Here is a 19,263-nt window from a genome sequence, read left to right on the forward strand (position 1 = left end):
AGGTGATATCGTTTTCAAAGAATATATAAAGATGTGTTTTTCACCTATGGATTGCAGTAATCACAATACATGGGTTCCTCTTTTGTTTTTTCATTAGGATACATTTCTTCTGTAATAAATTTACATTTATTACAGGTATATATATAACTTAATATGGAATTTGTGGGTAGACCACATAAATTGCATTTGAGCCCTTTTTTTGCATCTGTAACCGCAAAACCTGGCGTTTCACACTGAGGACATAAGGAATTTATCTTTTTTACAAGCTTTATAGCAGCCTGCTTAATGACCTTCATACGGCTAGGGTTGTGCATTGCTCGCATATCTGTTTCAATATAGGTGCTGCCGCATTCTTTAAAGGTTTTATGAAATGCTGTTTTTAATTCTTCTTCATTTTTAAGTCCTTTAACTATTCCTTTGATGTCGTTTTTTGATTTACGAAGTATGAGCCCGTGTGTTGGAAATTTTGTCAATTTAGCAAACTCGAGTAGCTCATGTTCATTATTAATTTCCCCACCATTAAAATTAGTCTCTAAACTTATTTCTCTTACAATAATTTCTAAGTCGTTTGCTTTGTCGATAAGAATTAAAAACTCATCATCAGCATTTGCAAAATAGATAGAAGGATGAGGACCAAAAGATCCTTCACTTGCAACTCCTAAATCGCAGTTGCTTAACTCCATCGCTTTTAAGCATTTTTCCCTTACTGTGGCTATAGGATCTTTTTTTCTGTCTACTTCTCCCGTAAAAGTACCCAGTGAATCTGTATCAAAAGACTCTGGAAGGAAACATTTTACACCTAATTCAAGTTCTAATATAGGTGCAATTACTTTTTCCTTTTTGTGTTTAGTCGCTATTACTAGGTTTCTGCCTTGAAACATATGTTGTGCATGTTTGCAGTAGTTTAGTTATTGCTAAACTCGATGGCTAATCCATTTGTTTTCTCATCCCAGTGACCATTATCATAAACTAAATTACCATTAACAAATGTTTGATAAATTTTAGTTTGAAAAGTTGTTCCTTCTAATGGTGACCATCCACATTTATAATAAAGATTCTCTTTAGATACGATCCATTTACTGTTTAAATCCACTAGGGTTAAATCTGCATAATAGCCTTCTCTTATAAAACCTCTTTTAGTCATATTATAAAGAATAGCTGGGTTATGGCACATTTTTTCTACTATTTTTTCTAGGGAAATGAGGTCTTGTTTATAAAACTCTAACATACAATTTAATGTATGCTGTACCATAGGTGCTCCTGACATGGATTTAAAATAGGTCTGTTGTTTTTCATCTATTGTATGTGGAGCATGGTCTGTGGTAATAATGTCGATTCTATCGTCAAGTAGTGCTTTCATTAAGCCCTGTTTATCTTTTTCACTTTTTATTGCAGGATTCCACTTGATAAGCATGCCTAATCGATCATAATCTTTATCTGAAAACCAAAGGTGATGCACAGATACTTCTGTGGTTATTTTTTTCTGTTCTAAAGGAATATCATTTCTAAATAGATGCGTTTCCGCTTCAGTTGTTAGGTGTAAAATATGCAATCGTGCATTATGTTTTTGGGCTAGGTGTATAGCTCGTTCTGTAGCTTCATAGCAACCTCTGGTGTTTCTAATAACAGGATGTAGTTTTGCAGGAATATCTTCACCATATTTTTCTCTAAAAATTCTTTCATTTTCTTCTACAATTTCTTCTTTCTCTGAATGAATGGCTATGATGGATTTACAGTTTGAAAATAATTTTTCCATTTTCTCAGGACTATCAGCTAGTAAGTTGCCCTTTTTTGTGAAATATAAACCGTCATCTGATACACCTATAAATTGCTGGGTATTTATTTTTATTACCTCGTCTATATTATCGCCGTTTACGCCAAGAAAAAAGGAGTAATTTGCTAAGGATTTCTTTGATGCAATCTCATATTTTTCTTCTAGACTTTCTACGGTTAAAATATTTGGAACTGTATTAGGCATATCGATAAAAGAAGTAACGCCACCAGCTATAGCAGCCTTACTTTCAGTGTATAAATCACCCTTATGAGTAAGTCCTGGATCTCTAAAATGAACCTGACCATCTATAATACCTGGGAAAAGGTGTTTTCCTGTTCCATCCACTAGTTTATAATCTGGTTGAATATTAATATTCCCGATTTTTTCAATGAGCCCGTCTTTTAAAAGTACGTCAGCGATAAATAATTTTCCTTCATTTACAATTGTTGAATTCTTAATTAATATGCTTTCTTCCATTCTTCTATTACTGTTAAGATTGTTTGCTATTTACTTGATCATTAAGGGATTTAATGAACCCTGCTTTTGGGCTATCAAGATAATAAATTAAAAAGCAATAGTGGCACATGTGGACCATTAGTCTCCTTAAACAATGTTTTGCTATCGCAACATCGGGAAGGCCTTATGATGAAACTCACGTTTCAGTGTTGCCTCGATAACTAGAAGATTATAGTAATAAAAAAGGCTCTAGAATCTAATGAATGAATCTACGAGCCTAGAATTATAGTGTCTCAAATTAATGAAGAAAAGTTTTGTTTTTTACCTCAGTTCTTTGCTGTAAAACGTACTTTATCCTATGTTGTGAGTTCTACCTTTTAGTTTTCGATTATTAAAATCAGAAACTCTTGTTTGGTCTTGTTTAGTTAATATAAAATATACCACAAATGGAAGTCCAAAAGCTAAAATTACATATTCGCTATCACTAAAAAACAGGAAATATAAAGTTATTATTACTAACAATAAAACTCCTAATGCAACAATCAAATATGGCATATTAGAACGTTTGGCAAATAATTCATCAACGTGAAATTCGGTATTTGTTCCGCAGTTTTTGCAATTCATTTTTTTCGTTTCTCCGTCTTGCATTGCAAATTCAACTCGCGTATGTGCATTAGTTCGGTATCCAATTTCGTTTTTGCAACTTTTACATTTTCCGTAAACCTTCATTTTAAGCGTAATTTTGGGTTGTATGTTTTACAACGCCAAAGATACCAGGCGATTGAAACCTTTTAGCAGCTACCCGCTATATCTTTGGTTATTACATTGTCTGAGTAAAAATACAGATATTTTCTTACATCACAGCCTCGCAATAAGCTTTTAAAATGTTTGATTTGCTTTATATGATGTTCTTGCCAGTTGTACAGAACTATTTGTTAAGGATAACATCCTATAATCCCGAACTAAATCCATGTGATCAAATATGGTAATACATCACAAACACCTTTAAAAGTAAAAGATTTCAAACCTTCAAGGAACTAAAAAACGGTCTGTATCATACAGTAATCGCTAGGCGTACACATACTATAATATTTATAATAGGTAATCACCATTATTTAAAGCCATTTATAACTACTTTTGAAAACTAAATGGGTATAAAATACCTTTGCAACATGAGAAAAAAGCTCTTTAAAATACTAGCCCAGGTTAATAAAGCTATTATGCCCAGCTTTACAAAACGTAGATTAGATCTCAGTAAAGCCAGTAAATGGCAAATGATGATCTTCGGTTATAGGTTATGGGTCACTAAAAACGCACTAGATTAATGTTTATTTCTATCACAGACCAGTGTTACCGTACGGTAGCGTTAAATGAGCGTCCATTGCGCATCATATCTTTGGTTCCATCCCAAACAGAGCTATTAGTAGATTTAGGACTGGAGGAACATCTGGTGGGAATTACTAGATTTTGTGATTTTCCGGTAGGTTTAAAAGATCGTATAGCAATTATGGGCGGCACTAAAAAGGTAGTCATGTCTAGATTGCTAGAGGCACAGCCTGATTTAATTATTTGTAATAAAGAGGAGAATACTAAAGAAATCGTGCTGGCCTGTCAGGAAATCGCTCCTACTTATGTCTCTGATATTGCAAGCCTAGAAGATTCTCTAGAAATGATAGCCGATCTAGGGAAACTCACAGGAACTTCTTTTAAGGCAAAATCATTGATAAATACGATCAAAATAAATTTTAATCATTTTGAAAAACAAAAAGTGGTTTCTCAAAATGCCTTATACCTGATATGGAAAGAGCCTTACATGACCATAGGTAATGATACTTTTATTCATGATATGATGCAGCATGCAGGCTTTATGAATATTATGCAGCCATTTACTCGTTATCCAGAGCTTACATTAGATAACATCGTGAACCTGGAACCAGAGGTGATTCTGTTTTCCTCAGAGCCTTATGCTTTTAGTGAAGCAGATAGGGTGGAGCTGGAACACGCTTTCGCGAAAGCGGAATTAAAACAGCCTATTTATTTAAATGTAGATGGATCTTACTTCTCCTGGTATGGAAGCAGGCTCAAAGACGCGCCTGAATATTTTAAGACTTTATAAATTCAATCGGGTATAAAGCATAAGTGCTAAAATTAGTCTTGGAGCGCAAATACACGTTGTAATAAATCTGTTCCACGAGAAGAAACTTTACTACGTATTTGAGTTTCTTCTTGAGCTATCATTTTAAAAACACCTTCAAGTGCTTTTTGTGTCACGTAGTCTGTTAAATCTGGATTTACATCACTGGTTAATGGTAGAGCGTTATATTTAGTTATAGCACCAGACCATAGCTTTGTTGCGCCTACTTCACCCAGCTTGTTATTAATAATAGGGCTGAATTTAGCATACAGTGCTTGCTGAGTTGAGTTCTCGAGATAAGTCGTTGCAGCGCGCTGGTCACCTAGTAAAATTTGTTTTGCATCATTAAAAGAAATGCCTTTAACTGCATCTACAAAAATAGGTAAGGCTTCTTTGGTAGCATCTTCGGCAGCTCTGTTCAGTAGTTTTAAGCCTTCGTCAGCAACACCAGATAATCCTATTTTGCGTAGACCGTTATCTACTTTTTGAAGTTCTTCTGGTAGTACTATCTTAACGAGTTCATTTTTATAGAATCCGTCTTTGGCCATGAGTTTAGATACCTCTTTATTGATTCCTTGATCTAGTGCTTGCTTTAATCCCATACCTATGTCTGCTTGAGAAAGAACGCCACTGCTACTTTGAGGTAAGTTATTAACGATCTCGTTGAGACTACCACAGCTGTTAAAGATGAATACTAGGGTGAATAGAAATATTACTTTTTTCATGTTGAATTTTTTTACAAAGATATGGCAAATAGCAGTGTTGAAATACTTCAGGTATGGTATAAATTTTGATCATCTTAAAACTTAAAACTGATCGTAATGAAGCTAATTATTAAGTTAATAGTCTTTTCTCTTTTGCTCACAAGTTGTTATACCACTAAAGGGCTCAGTAATAAGATTTCTCAAAACCCTATGAGTTTAAATGCAACGACATTAACGGGATTATATGAAAACAGAATTCTAGGAGACGAGGAGAATAGTTTATGGAACGACTTATGTATTCATAATCCTGATAAAAAGCAAAATATAGCGCAGGGCAATCAGGTCTTTATTTCTTATACTGAGGAGCGTTCTATTATGGCAGAACTTTATCAAGATAATGTGTTACTCGATACCATGGTCTTAAAAGGGAAACCAAAGGAAAAGTTTTTTGTGATTAGAAAAGGAAGTCACTTTTTTACCTTGGTGTTTATTACTTCTATTCAAACTAAAAAGACCATTATAGGTAATGACGCAAATGCAGACCTACTTATTGCGCAAGGGATTTCTCATAGTACTATGTTCCTAGAAGATGAGGTAGATAATGATGATGAGGTGATTACAGGTGTTTATATGAGAAGAGGCGATACGAGACCGCAGCGCGGTACTTTAAAAGCGTCAAACTAGATCCCTTATTTTTTACACAAAAAAAGAACACCTGATTCTTTTATAGAATCAGGTGTTCTTAATTGATCTCAATTCATCGTTTATTAAGACAACATCTAAAATACAAATAGGTATAAAAGGTTGACTTTAATTATAAGTTCAATCTGTATATCGCGTCAAAACCAAAGTAAAGACTACTGTCAAATTCATTATTTAATCGCGCGCGATCATCACCATTAACCTGGATAGTGAGTATTTGTGCGCCCACACGATCACCTGAGTTATAAAGACCATAGTCTGTAGTGTCTAGACCAGCTTTGGCTCTTAATATAAGTTTGTCATCCATTAATGAATATGAGGCATATAAACCACCACGTATAGACTCTTCTTGAACGTAACGATTAGTTAATCCTAAATTATAAGATTTTATAGAAGTACGTAGGTCAGCTCCTAGGCTGAATTTTTTAGTGATGTTGTAATTTGCTTCCATACGTATAGGGAAGGCAGCGTCTATGTAGAATTTATTGTTAGGTGTTCTGTAATATACACCTAATAAAGGAGTGATTATGGTACCAAACTCTTCTGAGGAGCTGTAAATACCATATTTAGTTCTAAATCTGTTTTTATGTCTGTATTCTAGTAGGGCTATAGCACCTATTTGAAAATCGGCGTTTGCAACTTCTGCGCCTAAGTTTGAGGCTATCTTAGGTAATAATAAATAAGTTCCTGTCCATTTTCTAGAATGGTAAACTTTTGCTCCTAGGTTTAAGCGAGTCATGATAAGGTTCTCTCTATTCAAGCCATTGCTCAGAACCATACTGGTATTTTCAGCAGTTAGACCTGTAATTAGAATCGTTTTATCGTTAATAGGAGTAGGAAGTAGAAATTCTAAATTTACATTGGTAATATTAGTTTCGTGAGTTTGTTCTAAATCTTCTAGAGTAGTGTTAGATACATTCAAACGAGCGATGTCTAAATAGTTCTGGGCAGATGTAATGCTTAAACCGCAAACTAAAAGTACTAAGAGTATATTGTTTTTCATAATTAAGGATATGTCATTGAAAAGTAAAAATATTAAATAAACCACAATAATAGGTCATAAAAATTCATGTTCATACAATTATACCAAATTGAATTTATAAAGTCTTAATAAATAGTTTCTTTTTTACCTACTTTTTACTTAACATTATTTCTGTAGTTATGGCTATGCCTGTGTTTTTTGCCTCGTACTCTAAAATTTAAATTAAAAATCTTTAGACTATTTAATTATTTCTTTTGGCACTATTACCTTTTTGATATCTTTTTTAGGCATAAAAAAACACCTTATCATGCGGTGATGTAAGGTGTTTATTAAAAATAGGAGGTATGCTACTGGTCTATAGAACCCATTACTTTTTGGGCAAAAGCATTGGCAGCTTCTACGCCACTCATTCCTTGATTTACATTTGCATGTACTTCTAGTGCTCCACAAATATTTGTAATCAACTCTCCGACTACGTCCATTTCTTCTTCAGTAACGGCTCTATGTTCAGAGAAGTGTTCTAGAACTTCAAGAGTTGCTTCTAGTTGTTCTGGAGTAGTGCCTTTTTGAAGGTGTCTAATTATTGGTAACTTCATGAACTAGTTCTTTAAGGTTCTCAAATTTGTTAGTTTGTACTTGATTTACAAAAGCACCATTTTTAAAGGTTGCAAAAGTTGGTAAATTATCTACCGTCGCCATTTTGCGTGACTCAGGGAACTTCTCAGCATCTACTAGTAAAAACGTTGCGTTTTCGTTTTCGGCAGCAAGTTTTTTGAATTTAGGCTTCATTAAGCGGCAGTTTCCACACCAGCTAGCCATATATTGAACTACTACGGTATCGTTATTTGCAACGATTTCCTGCAGGTTATCTTGATCTAAAGTTTGCATGTGATACTATTTTAAAGAAGAAACACAACCATAGGGTTTACGTGAAACCTCAAGGTTGTGTTTCTATGGATTAATAATAATTAGTTCTGAGAAAGGTAAGCAGCAGTTCCTTTGCGGTCTGCGCTCATAGCGTCTTTACCTTCTTCCCAGTTTGCTGGACATACTTCACCATTCTTTTGAACGTGAGCATAAGCGTCTATTAATCTTAAGAATTCGTTTACGTTACGACCTACAGGCATGTGGTTTACACCTTCATGGAATACAGTACCTTCTTCATCAATAAGGTATGTAGCACGGTAAGTTACATTATCACCTTTAAGAAGGTAACCTTCTAAGTCATCGTTGTATTCTTCTTCTATATCTAATATATCGAGCATGTTTGCAAGATTGCGGTTAGAATCTGCAAGGATAGGATAAGTCACACCTTCAATACCACCATCATCTTTAGGAGTGTTTAACCATGCAAAGTGTACCTCTGGAGTATCACAAGAAGCACCTATTACCATGGTGTTTCTTTTTTCAAATTCTCCTAGAGCAGCTTGAAATGCATGCAGCTCTGTAGGACAAACAAATGTAAAATCCTTAGGATACCAGAAAAGAAGTACCTTCTTGTTGTTGTTTTTTGCCTCTTCAAGAACGTTCAGCTTGAACGTATCTCCCATTTCATTCATTGCATCTACTTGGATACTTGGAAATTTTCTTCCTACTATTGCCATTGTAATTTGTTTTAAATTGTATTGTTTTTCAGATTACAAAAATACATTACAATGGCTATTTTTGAGAAGGTTTCACAATCTTATAACTTAATGATGTTATAGAGGTTTCTTATAAAGTGTATTCAATAGAATAGTATTTTCTTATTTTGAACACCTATTCCTCAGCAGGTTTGATCTCGCTTGTTTTTTCTGTGGTAGTAGCCGCATAGTTAAAACCGCTGTTCCACCATTCTGTCATTTTAGACTTATTAAAAATGAGCGAGTTAGTAACTCTGTAATTATTATAAAATTAAGATAGATGGTAACACTTAAATTTTTGTAACAGTCTTCTTTTTACAAGGACATTACTAATTATAAAATGTTGATTACTGGTTTTATAAACATAAACCGATCATGAAAAACTGCTCTGATATTAATCTTCTCCTACCGTAGCAAGAGACGGTTCTTTTACAACCAGCTGTCTTATTTTAATACTCAACGCAGCAAAAATTAAGGTGGTTATGGGAGATAACCAACTAAAAATGGCATAAACAAAATAATCTGCCACACTTACTCCTAGAGTACCACTATGATAAGCTCCACAAGTATTCCACGGTATTAAAACAGACGTAACAGTCCCAGAATCTTCTAGTGTTCTAGAAAGATTCTCTGGTGCTAGTCCTTTTTCGCGATAAGCTTTCTCATACATCTTACCAGGTACAACCAGGGCAAGATACTGATCACTTGCAGTAACGTTAATCGCTAGACAACTAGCTACCGTACTAAAGAACAACCCAAAAGTACTGCTAAACATGTTTAACAAACTTTTTGAAATTCTACTCAATGCACCTATCGCATCCATCACACCACCAAAAACCATGGCGCAAATAATGAGCCATATCGTTCCTAGCATAGATTCCATTCCTTTCCCTTCAAAAAGCCCAGCGAGTTCCTCAACAATCTGCTGATTATCAGAAACTGGTGCTACTGCTGTTTTTACGGTGATAGAATTCATGATCCCTTTATAGGCAGCCTCAAAGCTCCATTCTTTAAGTCCTGAAACACTTAAAACTAAATCGGGTTGAAAAATTAATGCAAATACTGCTGCTAACAAGGTCCCGATTAATAATGCAATTAAAGGAGAAATCTTCTTTACGATCATAGCAATAACTGCAATCGGAACTAAAAACAACCATGGTGTAGTATTAAAAGTAGCGTCTATCGCAGCTTGATATTCTGAGACATCAGCAACACCAGTGGTGTCGTTTGTAAAACCTAGAATAATGAAAAAGATGAGTGTTACTATAATGGTAGGAACCGTGGTGTAAGTCATGTATTTAATGTGAGTGAATAAATCTGTTCCAGCCATAGCCGGAGCAAGGTTAGTAGTATCACTAAGCGGACTTAATTTATCACCAAAATAAGCGCCACTCAGCACAGCACCAGCAGTCATTCCTGGACTTATTCCCAGCGCTCCAGCGATTCCTATTAATGCTATACCTACGGTAGCACTAGTGGTCCAGCTACTACCTGTAGCTACTGATATAACAGCACAAATAACCACACAAGCTGCCAGAAAAATAGTCGGGTTTAATATGTCCAGTCCATAATAAATCATTGTAGGGATAATACCGCTCACAAGCCAGGTTCCTGCGAGCGCGCCTACCATTAATAATATAAGAATAGCACCAGTGGTGGACTTTAAATTTTGAGCCACTTCCTCGATCATGGATTTATAAGATACTTTATTTTTAAAACCTACTATAGCAGCCACTGCACCACCTAGAATAAGAATAAACTGATTAGTTCCACCTAGCGCGCTATCTCCAAAAACAAATACATTATAAGCCAGCATAGCTATTAAAGCCACCACAGGAATAAGCGCTTCCCAGATGCTAAGCTTATAATTTATAATAATTTTTTCGTCCTCTTGGTTGATATTTTGGCTTTCCATGTAATTTTTTATCGGTTTGTAATGTTACGATTTTGAAAACGCCTTTGCAAGTTCTTGTTTATCTGTGAATGTATTTATGGAGCAATTTTTTCTCGTATCCTAGCTTTCGCGAAAGCGTATATAACAGCTCTAACAAGGGTTTAAATAGTCTAAATAGAATGTTATCTACCTGTGTGTCTCCCCATTTGAGTAAAATAATGGCATAAAAAGGATTGAACGGAATCTGGTTCTTGCCAAAGGTTTTCCCATCACTCACGAGTCCAAAAAGTGCTGCCATAAAATTTTCAAATCCAGGCTGTCCAGGTTCTAATTTTGCTCTGAAAATGATAGGTTCATCTCCAGGATTATAGAATCGATGGTGATCCATGATAGGAACTTTAAAAATAGATCCAGGTTCTAATAACATCTCTTTACCCAGATAGTGAACACCTAGAGCACCGCTTACAGGCTCAAACTGCTCTGTAAAAAACTGATGGTAATGTACTGGATTACTACCACCTGGTTGTAATTCTACTTCTATGTAAGTATAAGAACCATGAGTTTGAGCACTGGTTTCCAGGATAGTGGCACGTTCTTTTGTGACAGGATTGATGTAGGTTTTACTCATAGTTAAAGAGCAAAAATATAACTAATACCAAGTTTGTGTTTATAATGTCGTTAAAATAAATTGATTCATTTTTTGTTTAGTTGAAGCTTAAAGTTCTTTGCATAGCCGTAACTACAGAAATAATTTTAAGTGAAAAAGAAACTATTTATTAAGACTTTATAAATTCAAAAAACGTTCTTGACTTTCGCTCGAACTGGTACTATAAAAATCAGGCTAAGAATTATAAGGTGATCTCATGAGAAAGTAGAGGTATGGTTTTAATTCAATCTAAATTCCAAATCTCAAAACCCAACAACTCAAAGCTCAGAGCTCAGAGCTCACAGCTCACGTCTCAAAAGCCCAACAATTTAAAACTTTAATAAACTGATAATAAATAGTGATCACTAGCTGAACTATAAAGGTTATAGAATCATTATTTTTACCAATCAAAGTTTACAACATGTCAGAACAAATAGAAAGAGTAAAGTGCCTGATTATAGGTTCAGGACCAGCAGGATATACAGCAGCCATTTATGCTGCACGCGCAGATATGAAACCATTACTATACACAGGAATGGAGCCAGGTGGACAGTTAACAACTACTACTGAGGTGGATAATTTCCCAGGTTATCCAGACGGTATCGATGGGCCAGCCATGATGGTAGATTTACAGAAACAAGCAGAGCGTTTTGGCACTGAGGTGCGCATAGGAATGGTGACTGAGGTGAATTTTTCCACTGAAAAGGGCGGAATCCATACCGCTATTGTAGACGGTAAAACTAAAATTGAAGCGCATACAGTAATTATTTCTACAGGTGCAACGGCCAAATATTTAGGTTTACCTAGTGAACAACGGTTACGTGGTGGTGGAGTAAGTGCTTGTGCTGTTTGTGATGGGTTCTTTTATAAAGGACAGGATGTAGCCATAGTAGGTGCAGGAGATACCGCTGCTGAAGAAGCTACTTATCTATCTAACATATGTACTAAAGTAACCATGCTTGTTCGTAAAGGCGAAATGCGTGCTTCAAAGGCGATGCAACACAGAGTTGCAAATACACCTAATATAGAAGTACTGTTCAATTCTGAGGTAGATGAGGTTCTAGGTGAACAGGTGGTTGAAGGTTTACGTATCGTAAATAATCAAACTAAAGAAAAACACGATATAGAAATCACAGGTTTATTTATTGCGATAGGGCACAAGCCTAATACTGATATCTTCAAAGGTCAGCTAGATATGGATGATGCTGGCTATTTAATTACTAAGCCTGGTACTACATTTACAAACTTACCAGGAGTTTATGCTAGTGGAGATGTACAAGATAAAATGTATAGGCAAGCCATTACTGCTGCAGGAACCGGTTGTATGGCAGCACTAGATGCTGAGCGCTATCTTGCTGAAGTAGGAATCGTAGAAGAGGTGATAGGAGGTAGTTACTAATCCCTTTCTACCCCATAAAAAACCTCGCATCGCGAGGTTTTTTTATGGGTTTATTTTATATTATCGTCATTGTGAGTGTAGCGTGCTAATCTGCTTATCGTATCTACTAAATCAGATAACTTCCTCGCTTGCGCTACTCTTAATGACTTTGCTGTATTTTATTTACTTCTTAATCAGCTGTGTTTTACCTATAAACTTCTCGAGGATGATCTTAGGTGTATTGAATAGTTCAACTTTGGCATCGTCACTTGCAGCAAGAGATAACTCGTCTTTTACATTAATTTCAGAATTAGTGTTATGTGTGGCCTTCATATTAAGATTATTGAAGACTAAATTATCTCCATGATAATCTGATTTATCTTCTAGTAATAAAGTACCTGTTTTAATATCACCTTCTAGTTTTGCATCTGAGCGACCGCTCATGCTCAAGTTTAAGTTTTGATATGTAAGTAATGCTTTAATTTCGGCTTTATCAGTTAAATTTATGATTGCTTCATTTCCTCTTAGGTTCAACTCAGATTTTGTGTCACCTTTAAGGTTTAAGGTCAGTTGTCCTATGCTAGCGGTTAAAAATAATTTGGCATTATTCTGAATATTTATTTCAAGTTGATCTGCTTTAAGCTCAGTAATAGCACTTATTTCTGCTTTTTCTTTTGCTATGATTTTAGTTAATCCAGCAGGGTAAATTAACCTTATGCTCATTTCTTTCTTAGAGCGTATGATGGCAGTTGTCGAGATGTTAAAGGTGCCATTAGCCACGTTTACTTCTATAAATTCATGCAGGTTAGAATCTGTTGTTATTTCTATCTGGGCCTGAGGACCTTCCACGATGGCAACTTCAAAATCACCACCTATTTCAATAGTGTTGAAAGATTTTAGATCTGTAATAACAGTACTAGGTTCCCGATTCCCTTTTACTTTTTCTTGTGCTTGAGAAATTGCACCAGTTATGATCAGCACTAAGAGTAATAATTTTTTCATGTTAACTTAATTTGTTTAACAAAGGTAAAACAAAAACCGCTCCAAATGAATGGAACGGTTTTCTAGTCAACAATAATATCTTAAAATTAAGTTGATGATCAAATGATTCTATAAATTAATAACTCTCCTCAGTCTCTATTTTTATAGCTTCTAAATTGACCGTCGTTTTAAGAGTGCTTCTTTCATCTGTATCATTATCTTCTTCATATTTCCAGTTGCTATCATCACTTGAATCATTGTTACTTTCTTCATTTTTATCTATGATAGGACAATCTAAACAAACCGCTTTCCCATTTTTAATTTGATATGTGTATGAATCATTACTTCCTAGAGAGAATGCATCGTTACTTATATATTCTCTATAATGACTTGCAAACTCATTATTCATACGGGCTTTTGTCCCTTCTGGTAAATTCACGATGATTTCGATTTTATGATTGTTTAAGTTCCCACCACTTAATAGGAAGTAATCATTAAGTGTTAGACTAGAGTCGGTTACTTGATAGTCGTAGACTATTTGAGAAGCCGCATCTTTGGCTTCAAGAATAGAAGAGCCTTTTGCCTTATATCTTACATTTATAGAGGCAACACTATCAGTGGTCGCTGCTATAGCAGTTTTTATACCCATTAAACGTATTTGTTTTACACCATCATAGTCACCTATATTAAAGTGAGAACCGTTGATATATATGTTATCGTATCCTTCATGGGTGCTGTTTTTCATATTTAACTGGAATACTTTCTCTTTATTCACGCTAAATTTATCTAGGGTATTCACATTTCCTTCAAAAGCTTGTGAAGTTCCTATACTGGCTATAATTACACACAACCCTATGACTGAGGCTACCCAAAGTAACCCGATCACAACCTTTGCAGTACGACCTATAGAAGCCATGTTAGACACTAATAATCTGAGTCCTAAAATGGATAGGACTAGAAACGGTATTCCTACTAAAAAGAATGCCGTGAGGTAAATCCACCAGGTAGACATACTTGAAGGAATACTCATATTCATAAGCATCATAAAATCATCGCTTTGCAGCTGTGCCGTTCCTATCCCTATAAGACTAAAGAATAGAGCAATTAACCCAGTAGCTCCTAGTAGGAACATAATTAGCCCTATAATTTTACTTATAGCGGTAAAAACTCCCATTATAAACCTTCCTAAAAAGCTAAAGAACTTTACTGTTCCTCTTTTTCCTTTTTGACCTACGATATTGTAGTCGGCGTCGGTCTGCCCATCGACTACATCATCAAAACCCGACTTAAAGTTTTCTCCTATGTTAGAAATGTTTACTTCTTTACCCATCATCGCAAGACGCTGGTTAGTAGTTACTGCATCTTTAACAATGATCCAGAAGACGATATAAGCAAGGACATTAAAAGGGAAAGAGATAAAAGAAATCAATACAAAAAAGATTCTTACCCATATCGCATCTATACCTAGAAAATGACCTAGTCCTGAACAAACTCCACCTATATATCCATTAAGTGTATCTCTAAATAGAGGTTTACTCAGTCTGCTTTTCATTTCTTGAGCCGTAGATTTACGTTCACCTTCAAAGATTTCTTCATCTACCTCATAATCTTCAGGTTGTCCCATGATGGAGATCACTTCCTCTACATGAGTAATGGAGATGACTTGCTGATCATTGGCTCTTTTTTCTAGAAATAGCTCTGCCACACGAGATTCTATGTCGCTCATAATTTCTTCTGAGCCTTGCATACTGCTAAAAGAGCGACGCACAGCACTTAAGTATTTTTGTAATTTATTATAGGCATCTTCATCGATGTGGAAGAACAGCCCTGCGAGGTTTATATTTATGGTCTTGTTCATGATTTTTTAGTTTTTGTAGTGGTTACCAGGTTAACAGCATTTTTAAGGTCATCCCAAGTGCTGGAAAGTTCTTTAAGGAAAATTTTTCCAGTTTCAGTTAGTCCGTAATATTTACGTGGTGGACCACTGGTACTTTCTTCCCATCTATAATTAAGTAACCCTGCATTTTTTAATCGAGTCAGTAACGGGTATATGGTTCCTTCCACAACCAGTAACTTTGCGTCTTTGAGCGTGTCTAGAATTTCTGCCACATAAGCATCTTCTTCCTTAAGTATGGATAGAATGCAGTACTCCAGTACGCCTTTGCGCATTTGCGCTTTTGTGTTTTCTATCTTCATGTTGTTGTTTTATGAGATTCTGCTGTTGTGCTTAAAAACGGAATCGTTAACGGGTATTTAAAAAGCACCCCATCATTTGCTTGCATTGCACCTTTTATAGTGTACACTAAATCTATAATTCCCAGAAGAAGTAGTGCGCCGCCAAAAAGAATTCCCACACCTATCATGGTCGCAAAAATCTCCATGTCCTCACTGAATGGAAATTCATTACCATCCATGCGCTGTATCAAATCTATCCCGCCAGAGGAAAGGGCAACCACTAAAATGATCGCTGCGATAATAGCCAGTACAATAGAGTAGAGTGTCATGCTCAACTGGAAGTTGATCACCTGTTTCCCGTGATGATCTATATAATTAGATTTCTTAGAGTTTACCATCCAGAGTAAAATGGGCAGGATAAAATTCCCGAGTGGAAACAACCACTTACCGAAACTCAACAAGTGCATACATGTCGACAGGTTTCTATGATTATTTTGAATACTATGTTCCATGACCTATTATTTAGTTATGCAAATATATATCTAAAAGATAGTATTATGCAATACAAAGTACCATATATTTTTCATGACAGAGTGTTTTTTTGTATTTCGCTTTCGCGAAAGCGTAATCATAACAAGCCTTTTCATTACATTTACACAAAACGTTAAAAATGATAACACCGCAAAAGATTAATGCTTTTACCTTCTTAAAACTACCGAGTGCATGGTGGTCAGGTGTGCGATGTAAGACTATAAATGAAGAGTCTTGTACTGTAAAAGTGCGTCACAAATGGTTTAACCAGAACCCGTTTAAGAGCATGTATTTTGCTACACAAGCCATGGCGGCAGAGTTATCTACTGGCGCCTTAGTTATGTCATTTATAAAGAAAAGTGATGCGCGAGTTTCCATGCTCGTAGCCAGAAATGAAGCTGTTTTTACAAAAAAAGCAACAGGAAAAATCACATTTACCTGTAATGATGGACACGCCATTCAACAAGCCATTGAAAAAACCGTAGCTACTGGAGAAGGACAAACCGTGTGGATGGAATCTCGTGGTGTGAATGAAGAAGGAGTAGAAGTGAGCCATTTTAAATTTGAATGGACCGTTAAGAGGAAAAACTAAAATCCCAAAATTCAAGTTCTAAATCGCCTATTTTCTTCTCAACACGTGAAATTTTGATTTTTCATGAAAGACTTTCTTAATTTAAAAAGTTCCTTCCCTGGAGGGAAAGATAGGATGGGTGTTTTAGGTATAACTTTAAAAGTTTAAATTTAAGTACAACTTTTATTCCTTAACAAACTTCAATACTTGAGATTGATTTCCAGAGTTTACTCGAGCAAAGTAAACGCCAGAAGATAATTCACTTACATTAATATCTTTACTCTTTGAGGATAATAATTCTTGACCTTGAAGGTTGTAAATATGAACCATATCAATAGTGTTCAATGTTTGAATATGCAACTGGTCTTGAGTAGGATTAGGGTATATACTAATAGCTAGTGATTCCTCATCTGTTCCAGAAAGTGTTTGAACCACTGTGGTTACAGTAGTGTTAGTTATAATCGCCTCATTAAAGTCAAAGAAAATATGAGCTCTATTATCTATATAATCACCTACTACTAAATTTTGTTTAGGCTTGATGCGGTAATAGATATATCCATGGCTTAACGGCTCATTACTTGTACTGTCCGGCAGGTTAATATTAGGAAAGTCAAAGTCCACAAAACGTTTATTTTTAATGTGTATTTCGCCCACGTCATGGCTCATATCTATAGGTTCAAACGTGTCCCAGTCTAAATTAGAAGAAAGTGTATCAGTTACTTTTACGTTAATAGCGCTTGCTGTTCCTGTGTTTTGAAAACGGATTCTATAATGTAAATAGTCATCTAATTCAGTAGGTAGAATTTCAGAGCCTTCAAAAACAGTTTTATCATTAGGGTCATAGGAGTTAACAATTGCATTTTCATAGATAAAAGTATTATCTTCTGGAAGTGCATCTCCAGCGATAGGATTAATAGTTACAGTCCAAGGAATAAATTCTCCACCCATAAGCGCTGGTGGTTGAGCTACTAAGAATTCTACATCTATGCGCAGTCGTTCAAACGGTCCTAAGGTATAAGACCAGTTAAGCAATCCAGGTGATACTGTAGTAGCCGCGGGAACACTAGTTTGATAAGTGAACAGGTTGCTGTTATAGGGTAAGTCTATGGTTCCACTTACAGGAACAGAACCTTTATTAACTGCTATAATTTTATAGCCTGCGGTAAATCCTGGTCGTGTTTCTATACTTGCTATAAAATCTATAGCTACGTCTTGAACCGTTGTAGTGGTTTGTGCTTCAAAGTTCCCAGTTCCCAGGTTACCGTAACCTGTAAAGTTCTCATTATAACCGCTACCTGGAGTAAATGCAAACATGGGTAAGTCTTCTACATCTGTATTTATGGCTCCAGTACCTACAAAGTTATTATAAGTACCATCTGTTTTTGTAAATGTGGTGCTGTTCCCGTTTGATGATGTGCTGAACACTTTATAAAACGGCACAATGGCATCAGTCGCTGGTGAGTAATCACCACTTCCATTTGTGTCATAATAAACCACACCACTTATAATATTGAGGTCACATGCTGCAGCTATTTCTTGTTCACTAGCGCAACCAGTGGCATTACCATTTATAGTAGCATTTGAATTAGAACTTCCTAAATAATTACAGACTACTGGAATATCACAAACAGCGAGAAGAGGATTTCCTATAATGCGCAAACCTGTTAACCATATAGCATCACTGCCACCTATTGCATTTATAGAATTTAGTAAAGGATTATTTTCTATACTTATAAATGTAAGTCTAGGCACTCCTTGAAGTCCGTTGAGGCTTGTGATGTTATTCACACGTGTAACTCTTAATACTCTCAAATAAGTTAACGAGCTAAACACAGATAAATCTTGCTCTCCAGGCATTTGATCCAGTTGAATAGTATCTACACTTTCTAAGGAGCTAAAAGCACCAAAGTCCATTAAATTAGTATTTCCTTTAATAATAAGATTATCTTGAATGTTTTCTAAGGATTGAAATGACTGACTTAATGTCGTTAATTGGGTGTTTCTTAAAATGGTTAAGTTATCTACTAGATCCACACTGCCGAAACCATTTATGGAAGTTAAAAAGTCATTATCCTTAATAGTGATCCACTCTGAGTAGCCGACTAAATCAAATGAGTTAATGCTTGTAATGCGAGTGTTATCTAACTCTAGAAAATTAAGAATAAGCAACTGACTCAAACCTGATAGATCTGTAATAGCGGTATCATCAACAATCCATAATTTATGTACGTCATCTATATTTGATAACGCACTAAAATCTGTGACAAAAGATTGTTCTAGTTTAATATCATTAATTGAAGTGATTCCTTGCAATCCATTAAAGCTAGTAATTTGTGGGTTATTGAACAGGTAAATGTCCTCTAATTGAGTTAAAGTGGAAAAAGCCGTTAAATCTTGAAGTGATGGGTTGTTTAATATATTTAATCCACCATCGAGCTGGGTGATTCCAGTTAGAGCATTTAAGTTGGTAATATTAGAACTGCCATTATCAGGGCCTATTTGCAAGCCGTCTAAAATTTGTGTGCAGTTAGGATAAGTGGTTTGAAAACTATCTACCTCGGCTTGATTAAGTAATGTGATTAAACCTGTAGGGCACTGTGCAGTTGTAAGGTTTGAAAAACACCCTATTAATAGGATAAGTAAAAATCTTTTCATAGCTTTTAAGTTGGTTACCAGTAAGATGCATTAAAATGCAAAAGGTTGCGTAGATTTT

At 35.5% G+C, this 19,263-nt stretch carries 20 protein-coding genes; 5 read left to right on the forward strand and 15 right to left on the reverse strand.

Annotated features, from left to right (window positions below; all coding sequences use genetic code 11):
* Window positions 1-44: 44 nt before the first annotated feature.
* From ACTF48_RS00930 to ACTF48_RS00940, 3 genes are all read right to left on the reverse strand, one after another.
* Complete coding sequence (locus ACTF48_RS00930; protein ID WP_438961260.1) at window positions 45-881, reverse strand: DUF6671 family protein; 837 nt, start codon at window positions 879-881, stop codon at window positions 45-47.
* Between the two features lie 23 nt (window positions 882-904).
* The gene (locus tag ACTF48_RS00935) at window positions 905-2,251 is read right to left on the reverse strand and encodes a dihydroorotase (protein ID WP_438961261.1); all 1,347 of its coding nucleotides are present in this window, start codon (window positions 2,249-2,251) and stop codon (window positions 905-907) included.
* A gap of 330 nt (window positions 2,252-2,581) precedes the next feature.
* The gene (locus ACTF48_RS00940; RefSeq protein WP_438961262.1) at window positions 2,582-2,959 is read right to left on the reverse strand and encodes a hypothetical protein; all 378 of its coding nucleotides are present in this window, start codon (window positions 2,957-2,959) and stop codon (window positions 2,582-2,584) included.
* 443 nt (window positions 2,960-3,402) lie between these two features.
* Here ACTF48_RS00940 and ACTF48_RS00945 point away from each other — a divergent pair, with 443 nt between their 5' ends.
* Both ACTF48_RS00945 and ACTF48_RS00950 read left to right on the forward strand, forming a co-directional pair.
* The gene (locus ACTF48_RS00945) at window positions 3,403-3,555 is read left to right on the forward strand and encodes an SsrA-binding protein (RefSeq protein ID WP_438961263.1); all 153 of its coding nucleotides are present in this window, start codon (window positions 3,403-3,405) and stop codon (window positions 3,553-3,555) included.
* Entirely contained in the window at window positions 3,555-4,346 is a 792-nt protein-coding gene (locus ACTF48_RS00950) for an ABC transporter substrate-binding protein (protein ID WP_438961264.1), read from the forward strand. The genes ACTF48_RS00945 and ACTF48_RS00950 overlap by 1 nt, the downstream gene beginning before the upstream one ends.
* Window positions 4,347-4,378: 32 nt before the next feature.
* Here ACTF48_RS00950 and ACTF48_RS00955 read toward each other — a convergent pair whose 3' ends face one another.
* Window positions 4,379-5,089: a DUF4197 domain-containing protein gene (locus ACTF48_RS00955; RefSeq protein WP_438961265.1), complete on the reverse strand. Its 711-nt coding sequence runs from the start codon at window positions 5,087-5,089 to the stop codon at window positions 4,379-4,381.
* A 96-nt stretch (window positions 5,090-5,185) separates the two neighbouring features.
* Between ACTF48_RS00955 and ACTF48_RS00960 the strand changes: the two genes are divergently transcribed.
* Window positions 5,186-5,752 carry a hypothetical protein gene (locus ACTF48_RS00960; protein ID WP_438961266.1) on the forward strand — a complete coding sequence of 189 codons (567 nt, stop codon included), beginning with the start codon at window positions 5,186-5,188 and terminating at the stop codon, window positions 5,750-5,752.
* Window positions 5,753-5,882: 130 nt separating this feature from the next.
* On the opposite strand, the gene ACTF48_RS00965 is transcribed toward ACTF48_RS00960, so the two are convergent.
* From ACTF48_RS00965 to ACTF48_RS00990, 6 genes are all read right to left on the reverse strand, one after another.
* On the reverse strand, window positions 5,883-6,773 hold the full coding sequence (locus ACTF48_RS00965; RefSeq protein WP_438961267.1) for a DUF6268 family outer membrane beta-barrel protein: 891 nt from the start codon (window positions 6,771-6,773) through the stop codon (window positions 5,883-5,885).
* A 326-nt stretch (window positions 6,774-7,099) separates the two neighbouring features.
* Window positions 7,100-7,348 (reverse strand): DUF6952 family protein, encoded by a 249-nt coding sequence (locus tag ACTF48_RS00970; protein ID WP_438961268.1) that lies wholly within the window; start codon window positions 7,346-7,348, stop codon window positions 7,100-7,102.
* A complete protein-coding gene (locus ACTF48_RS00975; protein ID WP_438961269.1) occupies window positions 7,329-7,640 on the reverse strand; it encodes a thioredoxin family protein in 312 nt (103 codons plus the stop codon). Before ACTF48_RS00975 ends, ACTF48_RS00970 begins: the two co-directional genes overlap by 20 nt.
* 80 nt (window positions 7,641-7,720) lie before the next feature.
* A complete protein-coding gene (locus ACTF48_RS00980) occupies window positions 7,721-8,356 on the reverse strand; it encodes a peroxiredoxin (RefSeq protein WP_438961270.1) in 636 nt (211 codons plus the stop codon).
* A gap of 412 nt (window positions 8,357-8,768) precedes the next feature.
* A complete protein-coding gene (gene nhaC / locus ACTF48_RS00985) occupies window positions 8,769-10,289 on the reverse strand; it encodes a Na+/H+ antiporter NhaC (RefSeq protein ID WP_438961271.1) in 1,521 nt (506 codons plus the stop codon).
* 58 nt (window positions 10,290-10,347) lie between these two features.
* Window positions 10,348-10,896, reverse strand: coding sequence for a cupin domain-containing protein (locus ACTF48_RS00990; RefSeq protein WP_438961272.1), 549 nt, complete (start codon window positions 10,894-10,896; stop codon window positions 10,348-10,350).
* A 439-nt stretch (window positions 10,897-11,335) separates the two neighbouring features.
* On the opposite strand from ACTF48_RS00990, the gene trxB reads away from it, so the two are divergent.
* Window positions 11,336-12,313, forward strand: coding sequence for a thioredoxin-disulfide reductase (trxB, locus tag ACTF48_RS00995; RefSeq protein WP_438961273.1), 978 nt, complete (start codon window positions 11,336-11,338; stop codon window positions 12,311-12,313).
* A gap of 162 nt (window positions 12,314-12,475) precedes the next feature.
* Here trxB and ACTF48_RS01000 read toward each other — a convergent pair whose 3' ends face one another.
* The 4 genes from ACTF48_RS01000 to ACTF48_RS01015 form a co-directional block, all read right to left on the reverse strand.
* On the reverse strand, window positions 12,476-13,294 hold the full coding sequence (locus ACTF48_RS01000; protein WP_438961274.1) for a GIN domain-containing protein: 819 nt from the start codon (window positions 13,292-13,294) through the stop codon (window positions 12,476-12,478).
* A 115-nt stretch (window positions 13,295-13,409) separates the two neighbouring features.
* Window positions 13,410-15,131, reverse strand: a complete 1,722-nt coding sequence (locus ACTF48_RS01005) for a PspC domain-containing protein (RefSeq protein WP_438961275.1) — start codon at window positions 15,129-15,131, stop codon at window positions 13,410-13,412.
* A complete protein-coding gene (locus ACTF48_RS01010; protein ID WP_006795574.1) occupies window positions 15,128-15,469 on the reverse strand; it encodes a PadR family transcriptional regulator in 342 nt (113 codons plus the stop codon). The genes ACTF48_RS01005 and ACTF48_RS01010 overlap by 4 nt, the downstream gene beginning before the upstream one ends.
* Window positions 15,466-15,960, reverse strand: coding sequence for a DUF4870 domain-containing protein (locus tag ACTF48_RS01015; protein WP_438961276.1), 495 nt, complete (start codon window positions 15,958-15,960; stop codon window positions 15,466-15,468). The genes ACTF48_RS01010 and ACTF48_RS01015 overlap by 4 nt, the downstream gene beginning before the upstream one ends.
* A gap of 158 nt (window positions 15,961-16,118) precedes the next feature.
* Here ACTF48_RS01015 and ACTF48_RS01020 point away from each other — a divergent pair, with 158 nt between their 5' ends.
* Window positions 16,119-16,571 carry a DUF4442 domain-containing protein gene (locus ACTF48_RS01020; protein ID WP_438961277.1) on the forward strand — a complete coding sequence of 151 codons (453 nt, stop codon included), beginning with the start codon at window positions 16,119-16,121 and terminating at the stop codon, window positions 16,569-16,571.
* 162 nt (window positions 16,572-16,733) lie between these two features.
* Here the strand turns inward: ACTF48_RS01020 and ACTF48_RS01025 are convergent, their stop codons facing one another.
* On the reverse strand, window positions 16,734-19,205 hold the full coding sequence (locus ACTF48_RS01025; RefSeq protein ID WP_438961278.1) for a DUF7619 domain-containing protein: 2,472 nt from the start codon (window positions 19,203-19,205) through the stop codon (window positions 16,734-16,736).
* Window positions 19,206-19,263 lie beyond the last annotated feature (58 nt).

The sequence above is a fragment of the Nonlabens sp. genome (assembly GCF_965660805.1).
GTDB lineage: Bacteria > Bacteroidota > Bacteroidia > Flavobacteriales > Flavobacteriaceae > Nonlabens.